This is a genomic window from Coleofasciculus sp. FACHB-1120 (assembly GCF_014698845.1).
Classification (GTDB): domain Bacteria; phylum Cyanobacteriota; class Cyanobacteriia; order Cyanobacteriales; family FACHB-T130; genus FACHB-T130.
In genome coordinates, this window is the sequence record NZ_JACJTV010000014.1 from 59,895 (window position 1) to 75,512 (window position 15,618).

Genomic DNA, 15,618 nt, shown 5'->3' on the forward strand with positions numbered 1-15,618 from the left:
CTAATGCAGGATGTTAGTGCAGGTTCTCCAAGATGCCTCAGCTTACTGCATTTCGTAACCTTTTGGAAGCTTTCACCTAAAGAGTGACACAGGATACTTGAGTACCCTCTGCCTAAAGACTGACTTTTTTTTAAAAAATTATTTCATCACCCATTAGAAGTGTGTGTAGTTTGTGTCTAAAGACAGAAACCGCTGTATTTGTCGATAGGTAGGATAAAAGGGCAATCAAACATTAAGGAATGTAAACAATGCAAACTCGCCCTACCGATTTACCTCCTGTTGCTAGCGCTTACAACGGCAAAGATCGCAATAGTTTCCTGTTTGGATGGAATCCCCAAGCTGAGCTATGGAACGGACGCTTTGCGATGATCGGATTCCTTGCTTATCTCCTGTGGGATCTGGGTGGCTATAGCGTGGTTCGTGATGTACTCCATCTGATTCAGTACTAATTTTTAGAATTTTTATTTCAATATCTGATTGAAAAAATAAAAAGGCAAATGCATCAAGAAATGAGCAACTTTCTTGATGCATTTGCTTTTTTATTTTTGCTGTAGCTTTTGAAATTCGCTTTGGTTCTTCTCTTCCTTAGCTTCTAAAGGAAAGTGAGCGCATTTACACCCTTGTGCGCTACGCGATCGCTAACAGGATTCAGGAATAGAGATAACCTACCTGCAATCAGCTAGAACTGCGATAGAAACCTTTTAAGTAATCACGAATAGTGTTTTTTCAGGTATCGGTAAATGATAGAGACAAATCAAAACCATTTGAACTCCTATTGTTTGTCTCTAATTTTCACATTGGAAGATTTCCGCTCAACGATTAAACGGATTGGAAATCTGAAGAGCAATTTGAAGCATCTGCCGAATTCAAGATGGTGGGAATACCCAACACCGCGCAAGGAAAATTAAAACCTAGTTTTTTAACAACTGGATGATTAACAGAGGTACAGCCTAGCAACAATAAAGTCGCAGCTTCTAATTCAACAACTTTTCTCAGCTCTGTCGCAACGCAACCAAACCGTAGATGAGCTTTGAAAGAACCTCGCCATTCTTCAGCCAGACAACGGGCTTGCGATAAGATCCGATCTGCTTGCTCGAAGGGATTCGTCTGATAGAAAATTGCCCTGAAATAGGAAGGATCTATCTCCGTCATTCGGGCGCGTGCGGCTAGTTCCACAGGGGTCGGTTGAGTTAAAACAGGTGTAGCACACCTTACTTCCGATGCTTCTAGAGACTCTAGGGAAAACTGTTGGATGGAAGAGTCTCTAGCATTATCCCCGTTGCAGATATGTGGACAATGACTGCTTTGATCTTCATCGACAACATAAACAACTTGAACTGTGACCTGCGCCTTTGTAACTAAACGGGTTTGATGGGCAATCCATAGGGCAAGATCCAGAGCGGTTTGACTGCTGGGCGAGCGATTATAGCCTACGACTAAGTTAATTGATTTAGCATAATTCACCCGCTTGGAAGCGGAGGAAGCTGGCTCTGGCAGCAACACCATTTGTTCAACGACATCCTGGCGACCCATTGCGCTTTCAAGACGGGCTAGCATTGACTTAATATTCACAAACTCAAACCTCCTGAAGTGATTAGGCTAACTTCTTCACAGCTAAAGTAAGGGTTTCTAGTTGGGTAGAAACGCAATTGATTGCGTTTCTAGCCCAGTTGTTTTTTCTTTAATAAACAATGGATCAATGGATCGTCTACTCGTCTTGATTGAAATATTGATCTAGGAAATTCAGAGCGTGGTTACGCAGGTCAAAATACTCGCGGGAGTTGCGGAGGGCTTGGCGATCGCGTGGATGCTTAAAAGGCACGTCCAAAATTTCCCCAATTTTCGCGTGGGGACCATTCGTCATCAGGATAATTCGGTCAGACATATACAACGCTTCATCTACATCATGGGTAATCATCATCACCGCTTGCCGCTGGTGTTCCCAAATATGCAGTACCTGCTGCTGTAATTTCCCCCTGGTTAGGGCGTCGAGTGCCCCAAAAGGTTCATCCATCAACAACATCTTGGGGCGAATTGCCAGGGCACGAGCAATCCCCACCCGTTGTTTCATCCCGCCAGAAATTTCATCGGGATATTTGTCAGCGGCTGCTGTTAAATTGACCATTGCTAAGTGTTCGTTGACGATGCTAATTTTTTCAGCACGAGAGGCCTTTTTAAGCACTTCATCTACCGCCAAACGGATATTTTCTTTGACCGTCAGCCACGGCAGCAGTGAATAGTGTTGAAACACCATCATGCGCTCGGCACCAGGTTTACGAATTTCTCTACCCTCTAATTGCACTGAACCGGAAGTCGGTTTTTCTAACCCGGCAACCATTTTGAGAAGTGTTGATTTACCACAGCCAGAGTGACCAATTACGCAAATAAATTCGTTTTCACCTACACTTAGATCAATTCCATCTAAGACAACAAATTCACCTCCATCTGCTGTGGGATAGGACTTGCGAAGATTTTCTATCTCCAGAAATCCAGGGCGGTTGACACTTTGATTATTGGCATCCGTTGATAATGAGGTGGATTTAGTCATACTCATGCTCCTTCTTGGGACGAACTCTTGATAATTTTGAAGGTATAAACGAGATTAGCTGTTTCTAAAAAATAAGACTCAGCCGAACTCTTTGAACTGTAGCAAGTGCGGCGAATTAGGAAAGGAAGAAACGAGTGGGACGGTTCGCCCGAATCTCAAAACCATTGAGATATCCAACTGGATCGCTGGGGTCAAAACCTTTCTTGTCAATGAATGCTTGCGGTGGTTCAACTTTGTAATCTTCTTGGGGACACTCGATGCCCATTTCTGCGGCAATTTCTCGATAGAGATCGGTTCTCCAGCCTTGTTTGGCAAGTGCTTCAGCATTTTTTGGAAATTCTTTTATTTGTCCCCAACGAGCCGCTTGAGTCATTAACCAGAGACCTTGGGATTGCCAGAGAAATGTCGAATGTTCTCCAGGAAGTTTGGGAATGCTCCCAGGGATATCGAAGAAAATCGTAGTGTCATCCGCTTTGGCAATTCGAGTTTGATTATCAAAACCGCCATAATTATATTCGCCAACAATTGCGGGACGAGTAAATTTGGGTTTGGCACCCGTAAAGGAACGCTCGGAAATGAGTGTTGCCACTTCTTCTTGGTTTTCTGGCTTGCCGCAATACTGGCAAGCTTCAATCATCGCTTTGACGAGAGAACGATAAGTTTTGGGATTTTCTTTGATGAAAGATTCCATCACCCCCAGCAGTCGATCTGGGTGTCCCGACCAAATTTCTTTGCCTTGGGCGAAGGTAAAACCAATGCCTTCATTTCCGGTAATTGCGCGGGTATTCCAAGGTTCTGCGACCATGTAGGCTTGCATTGCCCCCATCCGCACGTTCGTCACCATTTGCGGTGGGGGAACGATGATGACGCGAAACTCTTTCAGGGGATCGATTCCGGCGGCGGCGGATAAGTAGCGGACGAAGTATTCGTAAATGGCGGAACTGAGAACAACTGCCCAAACTCGTTGTTCTCGCGGCTGTTTTTCAAAGTAGCTGCGGAAATCCTTCCCAAAGGCTTCTAAGTCGCCGTTATAGTCCTGCCAGGGACGCAAACCCGCATCCCACATTTTCCGGTTCATCGTCATGGCGTTGCCGTGTCGGTGAATGGTCATGGCGGCACATAGGGGGGCATGGCGTGCGCCTTCAGCACCGATTCTGGCGTTGGTAACGGCACCAGAGACAACAGGGGCGGCATCCGTGCGACCAAAAATTACGCCGTCACGAGAGGTTGCCCAGCTAGCTTCCCGGTTAAGTTGGACGTTGAGACCGTACTTGCGGAAAAATCCTTTTTTCCAAGCGATCGCAAAAGGCGCACAATCATTCACCGGCACGTAGCCAATAGTTAGATCGGATTTTTCTAACGAGCCTGGCTCTACGATTTGTTTGATGGATGCAGATTCTTCAGTGAGTCCTTTCGCAGAGCGATCGCCGCTAATCGCACAAGACGATAGTGCCATTCCTGCTGCTGTGGCACCCATGCTCTCTAGAAATTTTCGTCGCGTCCAGTTTGTGGTATCACTCATAAGTCGTCCTCCCGCTTCCTCGCGCTCCATTTCCACCCCGCTCAAGCCACTAGGGTTGAGCGACTACTGCGAATGAGTTTTCGGAAAAATTGACGTCGTAGGTACTACGTTTCTCAACCCACTCGTTTGAGGGTTCATCGTTACCCCGACGCCTGTAAATCCCGCTCACGCTACCGATTTCTGTTGGAGCGAATCATCCTTGCTCCAACAGAGGCTTACAGAAAATTTATTCGGCGCTTGTTGCCCTAGGGCGACGGTGAGTAACTAAAGATTCAATTCTGCCTAAGGCATAGTCCAGCAGGAGTCCTGTCAGTCCAATCACTATCACTGCCAAAAATACTGAACTTAGGTTTAATCGACTCCATTCATCCCAGACAAAGAAGCCAATCCCGATGCCACCTGTAAGCATTTCTACAGCGACAATGACCAGCCAAGCAATCCCCAAACTAATCCGTAAACCTGTGAATACATAAGGCAAACTGGCAGGCCAAATTATCTTAGTAATTCGTCGCCAACGGGGCATTTCTAACACCCGTGCCACATCAAGATAATCTTTGGAAACGCTAGAAACACCGAGGGCAGTGTTAATAATCGTGGGCCATAAAGAGGTGATGAAGATAACAAAAATTGCTGACGGATCTGCTAAGTTGAAAATTGCTAACGCAATCGGCAACCAAGCGAGTGGCGATACCGGCTTAAAAATCTGAATCATCGGATTGAGCGCCAACATTGCTTGCTTGGACATCCCAATCAAAAATCCAACGGGAATGGCAACAACTGCACCTAACAAAAATCCCAGCACTACTCGTCGAATGCTTGCCAGTAGTAACCAACCAATCCCTAGATCGCCAGGACCGCGTCGGTAGAATGGGTTCACGATGTAGTCTAAGTTCCTGACGAACGCTTCTGGCGGAGTTGGGATTAATTCATGCTTGAAAAGGGCAACAATCCACCACAGAGCGATAATTCCTAAAAACCCCAGGGCGGGGAGGACGACAACATCCCGCAGCAAAACGGGTTTTGCCCGCTTCCAGGCTACCTGTCCAGCAACCGCGATCGCAGACAAATTCAGCTGCAATATCATTTATGAAGCTCCTCAGAGTCACTCTTCAGGTACAAGTAAGGAGAGCAGTACCAGCCGGGACACTGACGAGTTCAGAACATTTCAAAAAATGAAAAATGCTGACTCTTCAGTCTCCTCTCAATGCCTACGAAGTTAGCTGACGGGCTAGAGCTGAGAGATGCTCTTCATCTGAAGGATAAGGGATGAAGGATAAAGGATGAATAAAGATTTTTATTCTGCCTTTCACCTTCTGCCTTCTTCCTGGCAGAGATACGCCCCATTAATTGGTTCCTCCGTTCCAGCGCTTATGCAGAGCGATCGCTTGCTAAGACGCTGAATTAGGCTGACTTACTCGGATTTAATGGATCAGCTTAACACGCATTTTTAAGCGATGCCACCTTTCCGAAGGCATAGCTGCATGAAGCGATCGCTTCTCCATCAGGCTCACAGTAAGTTTACGACCTGTCTTGAAGAGCATATGAAGCGATGTTGGGTGGCTTCCCCATCTGCCCTCGATCGGCACGCGAGTGAAAAGTTTTACTTGTCGTATGATTAGTAATCACCTGCTCAGCACTGGGAATAATAACTTAAGAGTCGAAGGCAGAGTCGAAAACGGTTATTGTGCAAGTGCTGAAAAAATTCAAACCCTTTCCAGAAAATCCGAGCGGGGAAAAACCTATTCGATCTGACTTGAATAGCCAATACCTAAGGGGGCACAAACCCAGGGGGCAGACGCCGTGATTGTAGACTTGAAAGAAACTGAACTCAGGGGAGCTTTTCTCAAGGGGAAGGATCTGAGAGGCGCAGACCTCCGGAGGGTAAACCTCAGCGAGGCGAATCTCAGTTATGCAGACCTAATAGAAGCAGACCTTACAGAGGCAAAGCTGAATGGGTCAAATTTGAGTGGAGCCTGTCTCAATTTAGCAAACCTGAGTGAGGCAGACCTGACGAAAGCAGACTTGAGTGCCACCAACCTGATTGGAGCCGATTTAACGGCAGCCAACTTGAGTGGAGCCAACTTGAAAAAGGCAAATCTGGTTGGGACTAACCTGGAAAACGCGAACTTGGCTGGAGCGAACTTGGTGGGAGTGGACTTGAGTGCAGCCGAGCTAAGAGGGGCTATCTTGCAAAAGGCTGTCTACAATCAAGAGACTCGATTCCCTCCAGACTTTGACCTTCAGGAAGCCGGGGCTTACTTGATTGCCTCTGGCACATCGCTCATCGGTGTCAACCTGAGCGAAGTCGATCTTAGTGGGGTTTATTTAAAGTCAGCCGATTTGAAAGCGGCAAATTTGATGAGGGCAAATCTAGCCGGGGCAAACTTGGAGAATGTTAACTTGGCGGGTGCCAATCTAGTCGGAACCGATTTGAGTAAAGCCAAGCTGAGGGGAGCCATTCTCGACAAAGCTGTCTACACGCAAGAGACTCAATTTCCCTACGAGTTTGACCCTAGTGAAGCTGGAGCTTACTTAATTGCTGCGGGTGTATCGTTACCTGGGGTTAATTTGAGCGGAGTCAACCTGAGCGGAGCCGACTTGAGGGCGACAAATCTGCGAGGGGCAAAGTTACGAGGAGCCAACTTGAGGGGGGTAGACTTAAGCAAAGCTAACTTGAGGAAAGCTGACCTGGATGATGCCAACTTGAGCGAGGCAGACTTGCGAGGGGCGGATTTAACGGGCGCTATTTTGAAGCAGGTGAATTTCAGTGAGGCTGACCTGAGAGGAGTAGACTTAACGAGAGCCGACTTGAAAGGAGCGAATCTAAGTAGATCCGACTTGCGAGGAGTAGACTTGACCGGAGCTAGCTTGAATCAGGTGAACTTAAGTGAAGCTGACCTGCGAGGGATAGACTTGACGCGAACCGATTTAAGGGGAGCCAACCTGAGTGGGGCAGACTTGACGGATGTGGATTTGAGTCGGGCGCTGCTCAAGGGTGCTGACCTGACAGAAGCCCACGCCCCGCAAGGAAATTTCTTTAACTTAGAAATAGAGGCGCGATGAAGCTTCAAGCGCTGTGCGAGAAGTGCAGATGCGAATGTAGTAAATACGCTATTAGCAATGAGCCGCTTCTATAGATAGATAATCGCGGGATTCACTCAGAGACGAGCTCAATTATTTTTTTTTGCGAGTCCAGATATCCGTAAACATCATGGTCAATCCACCGATAAAAATAGCGATCGCCATCCCGCCTGCACTGACATTTATCCAGTCAATATTTTCCATTTGATTATTTAGCCGCTTTTTTTATCAACGGTACTAGATTAGCAACTTTGGTATCCAGACAGACATTCCCATTCAGATGAATCGTTGTTATCCCGTTTCATCCGTCCCTAGTGATTCCAGGGGGCGTGCCAGTAGTGGAAAATAAGAACCCCTCAATTGCTCACAGCTACGGAAGCAGCGCTCCCAGCTTTAACAAGAACAGCCCCTTCCCTTCAAGGGCGATGCCTTACCCATATCTCCTGGAATCTTGTAGGGGCGAAGCATTTAGGCGATACCTTAAGCACAAAAACGAGCAATTTTGTTAACCCAATGCTTCGCCCTCTACCTTCTTTCTTCAAAGACCCTCTAGGCACCGGAGAGGGGTTTTGCGAGAATTCCGCTGGCTTGTGTTTTCCAGAGACTTTTGCAAAAGGTTTAGTGTCTAACTTCAAACTCAGGTGAAATTTTCGGAATTTCTTTGAGATAAACCCGCGAAAAAGGTTCGGCTGAGCCAAGCTGGTACTGTTCAAGCAACCCATGAGAGCGGATGGAGATAGTATCTCCTTCTTTAATCACGACGGTAGAGTCGTGGAAAATGTCTCTCGTCAGCATCATCTCAGTTTCCGTAGGATTATCCAAGATGACAAGATTGCTGCCGTGGTAAAACATCCCATCTGCCTCTAGTACGTCTTCTCTGTACTCGACAATCAGCAGATCGAGATGGGGATTCCGTAGTAGGTTTTGAACGTTGTTGTTGTAATCTTTGTTCAAGTTTTTCTGGGAACGGTTGACGAAAACTCCATCCCGACAAACTGCGCCAATTGTCCAGTCGGGGTGTCTCATCAGAATATCGTCAATGACTTCTTGAAGTTCTTGAACTGAGATTCGGTTGAAGGTGATGAGTGGTATTCTGGCGTTTTCAGCGGATTCAAAGAAGGTTTCCAGAATATGGGAAGGTACATCGACGCTGTCACCAACGGCAGGTCTAAGATGCATATAGATGCCGGGGGCGGCGTTGATTTCGATGATGCCGAACTCGCCATCCTTCCAAGATTTGGATAAATCTTTGGCGATGACATCAATACCGAGGCAAGTCAACCGGAAATGCTGGGCGATGTCTTGCGCCAGGATAATGTTGTCAGGATGAACCGTGCTTGTCTTATCGATGCTCAAGCCGCCAGCGGATAGGTTGGCAACTTTACGAAGATAGACGATGCGATCGCTTTCAATCACGCTATCCAGCCCTAATCCCTGTTCTTCTAGGTACATTTCCATCGCTTCATCGCACTGGATCTTGCCCATCGGCGACGTTGGTGTATCTATCCTGTCTGGCTTCTGATTTTCCTGCTCGATCAGTTCCTCAATCGTCGAGCGTCCATCACCTACAACTGATGCGGCGCGGCGTTCTGTCGCGGCGACGAATCTACCATTGACGCAGAGTAAGCGAAAATCTGTCCCTTTGTAGCTTTTCTCGACAATGATCCGGACTGGCTGGTCTTTAGGAACGGCACTGACTGCTCTACTAAAGGCATATTTCAGTTCTTCTGAATCTTGCACATCAGCCGTTACCCCAATTCCTTTGTGACCCACTACCGGCTTCACAGCTACGGGATAGCCAATCTCTCTGGCAGCTGCGCGAGCGTCTTCCACGGAGAAGACGATATCACCTTGGGGAACAGGGAATCCTAAGGTACCTAAGAAAGCTTTGCAGTCATCTTTGCGAGTGGTGAAGTCCGAATCCAGATGGCTATCGCAGTCGAAGGTTGTTGCTATCCCGCGAATCTGCTTTTTTCCATAGCCATATTGAACCAGTCCTTCGTCCCACAAATAAAAAGTGGGAATTCCTTTTTCGTGAGCTGTACGCCACAGAGCATAGACTGTCGGCCCGCCGTAGACTGAGTAGCGGAACTGATCCTGCATCGCCTTGAACTGATCTTCAACCCGAAAGTCTTTACCGAGAGCGATCGCTTCAAACCAATCCCATACGCAATAAACAACTGCCCGACTGGTGCGTGCATGAAGTGATTCTACAGCAATCTTTGTGCTAGCCGGAAATGGCTTCATACTCCAGCGCTTAAGGTGCAGCCCCATGTCCAGCTTTCCGACTTCTGATACGGTTCGAGCGAACAGATGGGCATGAGATTCGTAGGTTTCATCGCGCAGATGGGGATAGCGATCGCCAATAATCGATACATAATCGCTAATCGCTGGAGGTTGTGTGTACTCAGTCAGAGCGAAGTCGAATATTAGCGCTCCCGTTTCCAAATACGGGTTTGGCCCCATGTAATGTTTGAAATTAAAGATATCGAATGCATCCGTTTTTCTAGCATTGACACGGACTGCATCGGTCATTATCTCTCTGCTCATGAGTATCTCCCGTTTTTAAACACCCTTTTTAACTTGGCGATTTGCTTACTTGAGCCTAGTTCGATTACCAAGCCTTTTCAGCTATCAAAGGACAGAGTCAAGTTAACTCCTTTGTATTTAAGTGAATGATTTATTGTCTTTTCACCATTTACTATCGCCAATGCCCAAATCTCTAAAATTTTTTTAATCAAACACTTTAAAAACCCATCTTCTTTAAGAAAACGGGTTTTATATGATTCGTGGAGTTTCCTCCTTGAAAATTTGATTCAAAATCTAAGCACGATCTACAATTTCTTTTGCTTTATCTTTGAGGTCTTCTTTTAGATGCATGGCAGCAGCTTCATCCTGCTTCATCTGACCTTCTGCTTGGTCTTTTTGGCTGCCGGTCACATGACCAAGACCCTCCTGCACCTTGCCTTCGACGTTTTTAGCAACTGCTTTGGCTCTATCTTCTACGCTCATTTTTTAGCTCCTTTACAAGGATATGTAATTTCTTATACTACCCACAGTATAAGAAGCTTAAGGGGAAAAAAGACATCCCTCGACAGTTAGATTTTTAAAACATCGGCAGTCTTTCAAAAGTAGGGTTCAAATGTAGGGTGGAAAGTGCCCACCCTAACTGTTAATTAATCAAGACTGTTAATTAATCAAGAATTGGCTTGCGAGTTTTTAGGTCAAATTTGTACCCGTGTGGAAGGATATGAAGCTTGGCTCCGCAAACTGCCAATGGCTCATCCTTCAAAATTTCACCGATGTTGCTATGGGTAATCTCTGATTCATCGACAACGGTGACAGCGCCTTCCCCGATTACTTCTAACTTGTTATCGCTGACTGCGATCGCTGTATTCTCGTCAATGCCGAATCCCAAGACAGCAGGCTGCTGTGCCAAGGCAGAAATTAACCGTCCCAAACGCCCACGCTGTAAGAAATGCTGATCGATCACCACTCCTGGCAAGAAGCCCATACCGGGACCCATCTCTACCACTTCAACCCGTGGGTTTGTCTCAGAGTCGCCTTCAACGATCATGACATCTGGCATCATGGCAGCTCCTGCGCTGGTGCCTCCCACCACGATTCCTTCAGCGTACCGCCGGTGAATTATCTTATCGATCTCGGTACCTTTGAGGATGCTGGTGATCCGAGCCTGATCTCCGCCGGTAAAAAATACACCCGTGGCTTTCTCAATGGCTTCCAAATAAGTGGCTGAAGTTGCATCTTCCCGCTCAACGGTGTCAACGATGCGAACGTCCTCGGCTCCTAGCCGCTCAAATACTCTGATATAGTTCTCACCCACTTCTCTCGGCAGCTCTGTCGCCACGGTCATGACGACGATTCGAGCTTTAGTACCCCCGGCGCGGCGAACAAACTCCCGAAGGATTGTGCAGTCTCCCTCCTTGTCTTCTGCACCCCCAATAATCACCAACTGCCCGCTAGGTTTATTCGCTGGTACGTTTTCTTGAGCTTCCATTGATTTTATGTCCAGGTATTAATGGTTGTTTTGTACATAAAAATACCCAGGAGGTATAGAAGGCTCCCAGGAAATTTTTTATGGGTCAGATTGGCTGTCCTAAATAACTAAAGTAGCTGTATAGGGTTTGCCGCAGCTTCTTTCTTGGGATATAACTTGCAGTAAATCTGTACTTTAAAATACAAAAATTAATTTGGAACTGTATGAGCGCTGAGCATCAATAAGAAAATAAGATTTTAGAGCCGCAAAACTATAAAAACTATATAGATAGCTATAGATAGTTGGCAATTCATTCAATCTTGCCGTTTTTCTCTAGATTTCACAGCAGCAATTCTCAGCTGCGTAAATGACACTCTTCGGGACACGACATTGCTGTGTCCCAGAGAAGATGTGTCTGAGATGAGTATCGGCTGCATTAATAGAGTAGCTTTGCTTGATGGATCAAATGAGTTTGCGTACTCAAGACTTCGTAGAGGTCAACTGCTTGCTGCTTACCGCGAGGTGTCACCCGGTCAATCAACCGACAGCTAAATAACTCTGGTTGTCTCATCTGGGCGATCGCGGCATCGCTGGCAAGGATGCGACAGCCGTAAAGCTTTGTCAACTCTTCTAGACGGGCGGCAGTATTTACGACATCGCCGATTACAGTAGAGTCCATGCGCCGGTCTGAACCAACTGTACCAATCATGGCAACGCCTGTATGAATGCCGATACCAACGTTTACCGGCTGCTCCAGGTTGTATTGCTGGCGATCGCGATTAAACTGATTTAAGCTTTCTACCATCATCACCGCCGCACTCAAGGCATCCTGTGCGTGGTTTCCCGTGCGGTCAAACACCGCCATCAGCGCATCTCCCAGGAATTTATCAATAAATCCATGATTGGTTGCGATCGCTTGATTCATTTGGGTAAAGAAAGCATTCAGCCACTCAAAGGTATCACTTGCTGTTTGAGCCTCTGCGATCGCTGTAAATTCCCGAATATCACAAAACAAAACCGTCAATTCTTCTTCCCTAGCGTTCCCCAGTTGAATTGACTCTACTCCTTTGGGTGCGATGCGGCTCAAGAATTGATCCGGCACAAATAGCCGAAACTTTTCTGAGAGGTATTCATTGATTTGCCATGCCGCTGATAACTGACGCTTTGTTTTTTCTTTGATTTCTTCTTGGGTTCGTTGCGCGGACTCTTGCGATCGCATCTCGATCAAACGCAGAGTATTCGCAATTTTCTTCAAAAGAAAAGTAGTTTTAATCGGTTTGGTAATGTAGTCATCCCCTAACATTTCCAGTCCCCGCATGTGGGACTCTTCATCATCCAACGCTGTTAAAAAAATCACCGGCACCGTTCGTAGCTCTGCATCCTCCCGCAATCGGCGACAAACTTCAAAGCCTCCCATATCCGGCATCATCACATCTAGCAAAATTAAATCTGGCTGAAAATCTTTGACAACTTCCAGTGCTTCAATACCTGATGATGCTATTAGAGTTTCATATCCTTGTGAATGCAACAACTCTTCTAGCAACAATAAATTATTGGGTTCATCATCAACTAACAAAATGCGCGGCAAGGGCTTTGTCATGGGATTGACAATATAAGAGCAAATGGCGCTGTTATGGAAAACTACTTCTCTTAGCAACCATTACACTCGCGCCTATGATTTTCCTTCAGTGAAACTACTTAAAACAGTTGTTCACTAAATGAGTATTTTTAACTAGATACCCCTGACGATTCTTAAGCCTGACGAGGTTACTTTCAGGACGGCTAGGTAGATAGATGCAAACCTAACTCCTCAAAGAGCGCCTATCGCTGAGAGAACCTTAACATATTGAAACACGGGGCTTCAGCAAAGACAATTAGCCATCAGGCAGATCGAACAATCCCTCATGAAGAGGCGATCTATCTCCCAAAAGCTAGATAGGCATTCGGTGATTCGCAATTCTCTATTGAATGCAGGAAAGTTTACCCTCATTCCCGAAAGCCATAGGGGTTTAATATTCCCTTCTGTCCGTTCCTCCCTCTCCGTAAATGGAGACAAGTTGGGGGTGAGGTTCCGAGTATATTGCTGCCACCCATCTAAATTTGCATATTCCAACAGTGGGACGCCAGTGGGAGATAAAGGTGGGGTATCCTTCTCCCTCATGGATTCTTTTGCTCGGAATCCTGTATAAAAGAGCGGACGGTGGCTGTGAGAAGATCGATATCTATTGGCTTACTGATGTAACCATTCGCACCAGCCGCCAAACAGCGATCGCGATCGCCCGCCATTGCCATTGCTGTTACCGCGATTACCGGCACCGGCTTCCACAAAGGATTAGCTTTTAGTTGACGGATAATTTCAAAACCATCCACCTCCGGTAGTTGGATATCCATCAAAATCAAGTGCGGCAGCGATTTCGGCGTCACCAAGGAAGATTGCAACGCCTCCATCATCGTGCGACCGTCATAAATTAACTCAACTGCATACCCTTCTAACTCCAGCACATCAGAAATCAATGCCTGATTGAAAGCTTGATCTTCCACCACCAAAATTCGCTTGGCATTGCCAGAAGATACACCACCCTTGAGAAATGATGACCGCTGCTGGTTTGGCACTGGGTTTGCTGCCTCTGCCAACTTCTGGGACATTTCCGTTACTGGTAGCCAGACACGAAACGTACTACCCTGACTTTCTACAGATTCTAGAGAGACCGTGCCGCCGTGGAGTTCTGCCAGTCGTTTCGTTAGCGCCAAACCTAAGCCAGTTCCTTCATGTTGCCGCGTTAAGGAAGCATCGACCTGCTGGAAAGGGCGAAACAGCAAATGCCATTTATCTCTAGAAATCCCGATCCCTGAGTCTTTGACTTCAATACACAAGTAAGGAGTGCTAGGATTCACCGGACTGCGATCGGGTCGAAATTCCCCGATCAACTGGGTGCCATAACCCAGCCGTCCGCTTAACTTGATTTGCCCACCCTCTGGCGTAAACTTGACAGCATTAGAGAGCAAATTAATTAATATCTGGCGGACACGACGTTCATCTAGCGACGCCTCCCCCAGCCGATAGTCTAATTCTAGAGTTAAGGCAAGTCGCTTTTTATCGGCACGGGGCTGAATCATGTGCAGGCATTGCGTGCAAAGCTCCGGGATCGAAACCGGCTGGAGTTCGAGTTCTGCCTTTCCGGCTTCTATTTTGGAGAGATCCAGAATGTCATTAATCAACTGCAACAGGTGTTGACCGCTTTCTTCCATCACCCGCACATATTTAATCTGGCGTTCGTTTAAAGAACCGGCGATTTGCCGTAGCAACAAGTCCGAAAATCCTAAAATACTGTTGAGAGGCGTTCGCAGTTCGTGGGACATAGCCGCCAGAAACTCAGACTTTAGTTGGGAAGCCCGTTCTAAATCGTGGTTGATTTCGCGCAGGTGTTCTTGCGCCTGTGCCCTTTCAATCGCAACGCCCAGCGTGCGACAGGCAACCAGGAGTATATCCTGTTGGGGAGCGTCCTGAAGTCTCTGATAAGTGCGAGATTCCAGCGTCAAGACACCAATGATCTTGCCATTGGCAGCAGGAATGGGAAAAATGCCTAGTTGACCAATTGCAGGATGGCGAAACGCCGACACTGCCTGGGGATTTTTGGAATAATCCTCTACAAATAGGGGCTTGCCGGTTTTTACGACTTCCCACAGTAACCCTTGACCGTAGGGAATCCCCCGATCGAGAAAGGCTTGCATCTCGGCAACGGCGGCTTCGCCGTGAGTCGCGATGAATTGACCGGAAATTTCATTGGTGAGAATATCGGCATAGGCATCAATCCCTTGACCCGTAATCACCTTGATATCGCCGAAGGCGGCACCCATTGTCTCTACGAGATAGGAAAGTGCAAATTGCCCAATTGTCTGCAAGTCGCTGGCAGGCTGCAACCGTTCCATCAAACCTACCAAAAAGGTTAACCGCCTCACCTCAGCGTTTAATGTTACCTGGTAGTCTTGATTGCCGGTGACATCGCGGAAGGTGAACAGGCGTCCCCCATCATTGGTCAGTGTGGTCTCTACCTCTAGACAGATGCCATTGGATTGCTGTACGGGAAGAGAAATGCACTCAGTTTCGGTTTGGCTAAGGGCTGAAGCGATTTGTTCGCTCTGCTGCGGCGACCAGTAGCCCTGTGCTACCACTTCAGCGAAGACTTCGCTACAATGCGGCTGTAGACCCAGCCATTCGGGGGGAAGTCCCCAAAGAAGGCTGAACTGGCGATTAAACAAGACCAAGTGATGGGAGCGGTTAAACAAAGCGATCGCATTGTCTACTGGATTCAAAATGAGTTCTTGTTCCTCCTTTGACTGTCGCCCAGTAGCGCTCATCTGCTCTGGTTGCATTGTTTTATTTGAGAAGTTGAGGGTTAAGAAGTTGGGAATCAGTCTAGCTCCGTCTGAATCTTGTTACTAGGTCTTCCATCGCAGAAAGTAAACCTT

Annotated in this window: 11 protein-coding genes and 1 riboswitch; of the genes, 2 read left to right on the top strand and 9 right to left on the bottom strand. The window is 47.0% G+C overall.

Features of this window, described 5'->3' with window-relative positions; translation table 11 throughout:
- The first annotated feature begins 248 nt into the window (after window positions 1-248).
- Window positions 249-449 (top strand): chlorophyll a/b-binding protein, encoded by a 201-nt coding sequence (locus H6H02_RS14675; RefSeq protein ID WP_190818959.1) that lies wholly within the window; start codon window positions 249-251, stop codon window positions 447-449.
- Between the two features lie 370 nt (window positions 450-819).
- Here H6H02_RS14675 and H6H02_RS14680 read toward each other — a convergent pair whose 3' ends face one another.
- The 4 genes from H6H02_RS14680 to ntrB form a co-directional block, all read right to left on the bottom strand.
- Window positions 820-1,572, bottom strand: coding sequence for a universal stress protein (locus tag H6H02_RS14680; RefSeq protein ID WP_190818961.1), 753 nt, complete (start codon window positions 1,570-1,572; stop codon window positions 820-822).
- Window positions 1,573-1,708: 136 nt separating this feature from the next.
- Window positions 1,709-2,548, bottom strand: a complete 840-nt coding sequence (locus H6H02_RS14685) for an ABC transporter ATP-binding protein (protein ID WP_190818963.1) — start codon at window positions 2,546-2,548, stop codon at window positions 1,709-1,711.
- Between the two features lie 115 nt (window positions 2,549-2,663).
- Window positions 2,664-4,070: an ABC transporter substrate-binding protein gene (locus H6H02_RS14690; RefSeq protein WP_190818965.1), complete on the bottom strand. Its 1,407-nt coding sequence runs from the start codon at window positions 4,068-4,070 to the stop codon at window positions 2,664-2,666.
- Between the two features lie 226 nt (window positions 4,071-4,296).
- Complete coding sequence (gene ntrB / locus H6H02_RS14695; protein ID WP_190818967.1) at window positions 4,297-5,154, bottom strand: nitrate ABC transporter permease; 858 nt, start codon at window positions 5,152-5,154, stop codon at window positions 4,297-4,299.
- Between the two features lie 106 nt (window positions 5,155-5,260).
- Window positions 5,261-5,488, bottom strand: a riboswitch (cyclic di-AMP (ydaO/yuaA leader).
- 382 nt (window positions 5,489-5,870) lie between these two features.
- Here ntrB and H6H02_RS14700 point away from each other — a divergent pair.
- Window positions 5,871-7,133 carry a pentapeptide repeat-containing protein gene (locus tag H6H02_RS14700; protein WP_347342612.1) on the top strand — a complete coding sequence of 421 codons (1,263 nt, stop codon included), beginning with the start codon at window positions 5,871-5,873 and terminating at the stop codon, window positions 7,131-7,133.
- Window positions 7,134-7,769: 636 nt separating this feature from the next.
- Here H6H02_RS14700 and H6H02_RS14705 read toward each other — a convergent pair.
- From H6H02_RS14705 to H6H02_RS14725, 5 genes are all read right to left on the bottom strand, one after another.
- Entirely contained in the window at window positions 7,770-9,701 is a 1,932-nt protein-coding gene (locus H6H02_RS14705; RefSeq protein WP_190818969.1) for an acetate--CoA ligase family protein, read from the bottom strand.
- Window positions 9,702-9,974: 273 nt separating this feature from the next.
- Window positions 9,975-10,163, bottom strand: coding sequence for a CsbD family protein (locus H6H02_RS14710; RefSeq protein WP_190818971.1), 189 nt, complete (start codon window positions 10,161-10,163; stop codon window positions 9,975-9,977).
- A 181-nt stretch (window positions 10,164-10,344) separates the two neighbouring features.
- Window positions 10,345-11,169 (bottom strand): cyanophycinase, encoded by an 825-nt coding sequence (locus tag H6H02_RS14715; protein WP_190818973.1) that lies wholly within the window; start codon window positions 11,167-11,169, stop codon window positions 10,345-10,347.
- Window positions 11,170-11,584: 415 nt separating this feature from the next.
- A complete protein-coding gene (locus H6H02_RS14720) occupies window positions 11,585-12,748 on the bottom strand; it encodes an adenylate/guanylate cyclase domain-containing protein (RefSeq protein WP_190818975.1) in 1,164 nt (387 codons plus the stop codon).
- Between the two features lie 557 nt (window positions 12,749-13,305).
- Window positions 13,306-15,522, bottom strand: a complete 2,217-nt coding sequence (locus tag H6H02_RS14725) for an ATP-binding protein (protein WP_190818977.1) — start codon at window positions 15,520-15,522, stop codon at window positions 13,306-13,308.
- Between the last annotated feature and the right edge of the window lie 96 nt (window positions 15,523-15,618).

Coding starts and splice junctions, on each gene's coding strand:
- H6H02_RS14675 (WP_190818959.1), top strand. CDS start 249: ATGCAAACTCGCCCTACCGATTTACCTCCTGTTGCTAGCGCTTACAAC.
- H6H02_RS14685 (WP_190818963.1), bottom strand. CDS start 2,548: ATGACTAAATCCACCTCATTATCAACGGATGCCAATAATCAAAGTGTC.
- H6H02_RS14690 (WP_190818965.1), bottom strand. CDS start 4,070: ATGAGTGATACCACAAACTGGACGCGACGAAAATTTCTAGAGAGCATG.
- ntrB (WP_190818967.1), bottom strand. CDS start 5,154: ATGATATTGCAGCTGAATTTGTCTGCGATCGCGGTTGCTGGACAGGTA.
- H6H02_RS14705 (WP_190818969.1), bottom strand. CDS start 9,701: ATGAGCAGAGAGATAATGACCGATGCAGTCCGTGTCAATGCTAGAAAA.
- H6H02_RS14710 (WP_190818971.1), bottom strand. CDS start 10,163: ATGAGCGTAGAAGATAGAGCCAAAGCAGTTGCTAAAAACGTCGAAGGC.
- H6H02_RS14715 (WP_190818973.1), bottom strand. CDS start 11,169: ATGGAAGCTCAAGAAAACGTACCAGCGAATAAACCTAGCGGGCAGTTG.
- H6H02_RS14720 (WP_190818975.1), bottom strand. CDS start 12,748: ATGACAAAGCCCTTGCCGCGCATTTTGTTAGTTGATGATGAACCCAAT.
- H6H02_RS14725 (WP_190818977.1), bottom strand. CDS start 15,522: ATGCAACCAGAGCAGATGAGCGCTACTGGGCGACAGTCAAAGGAGGAA.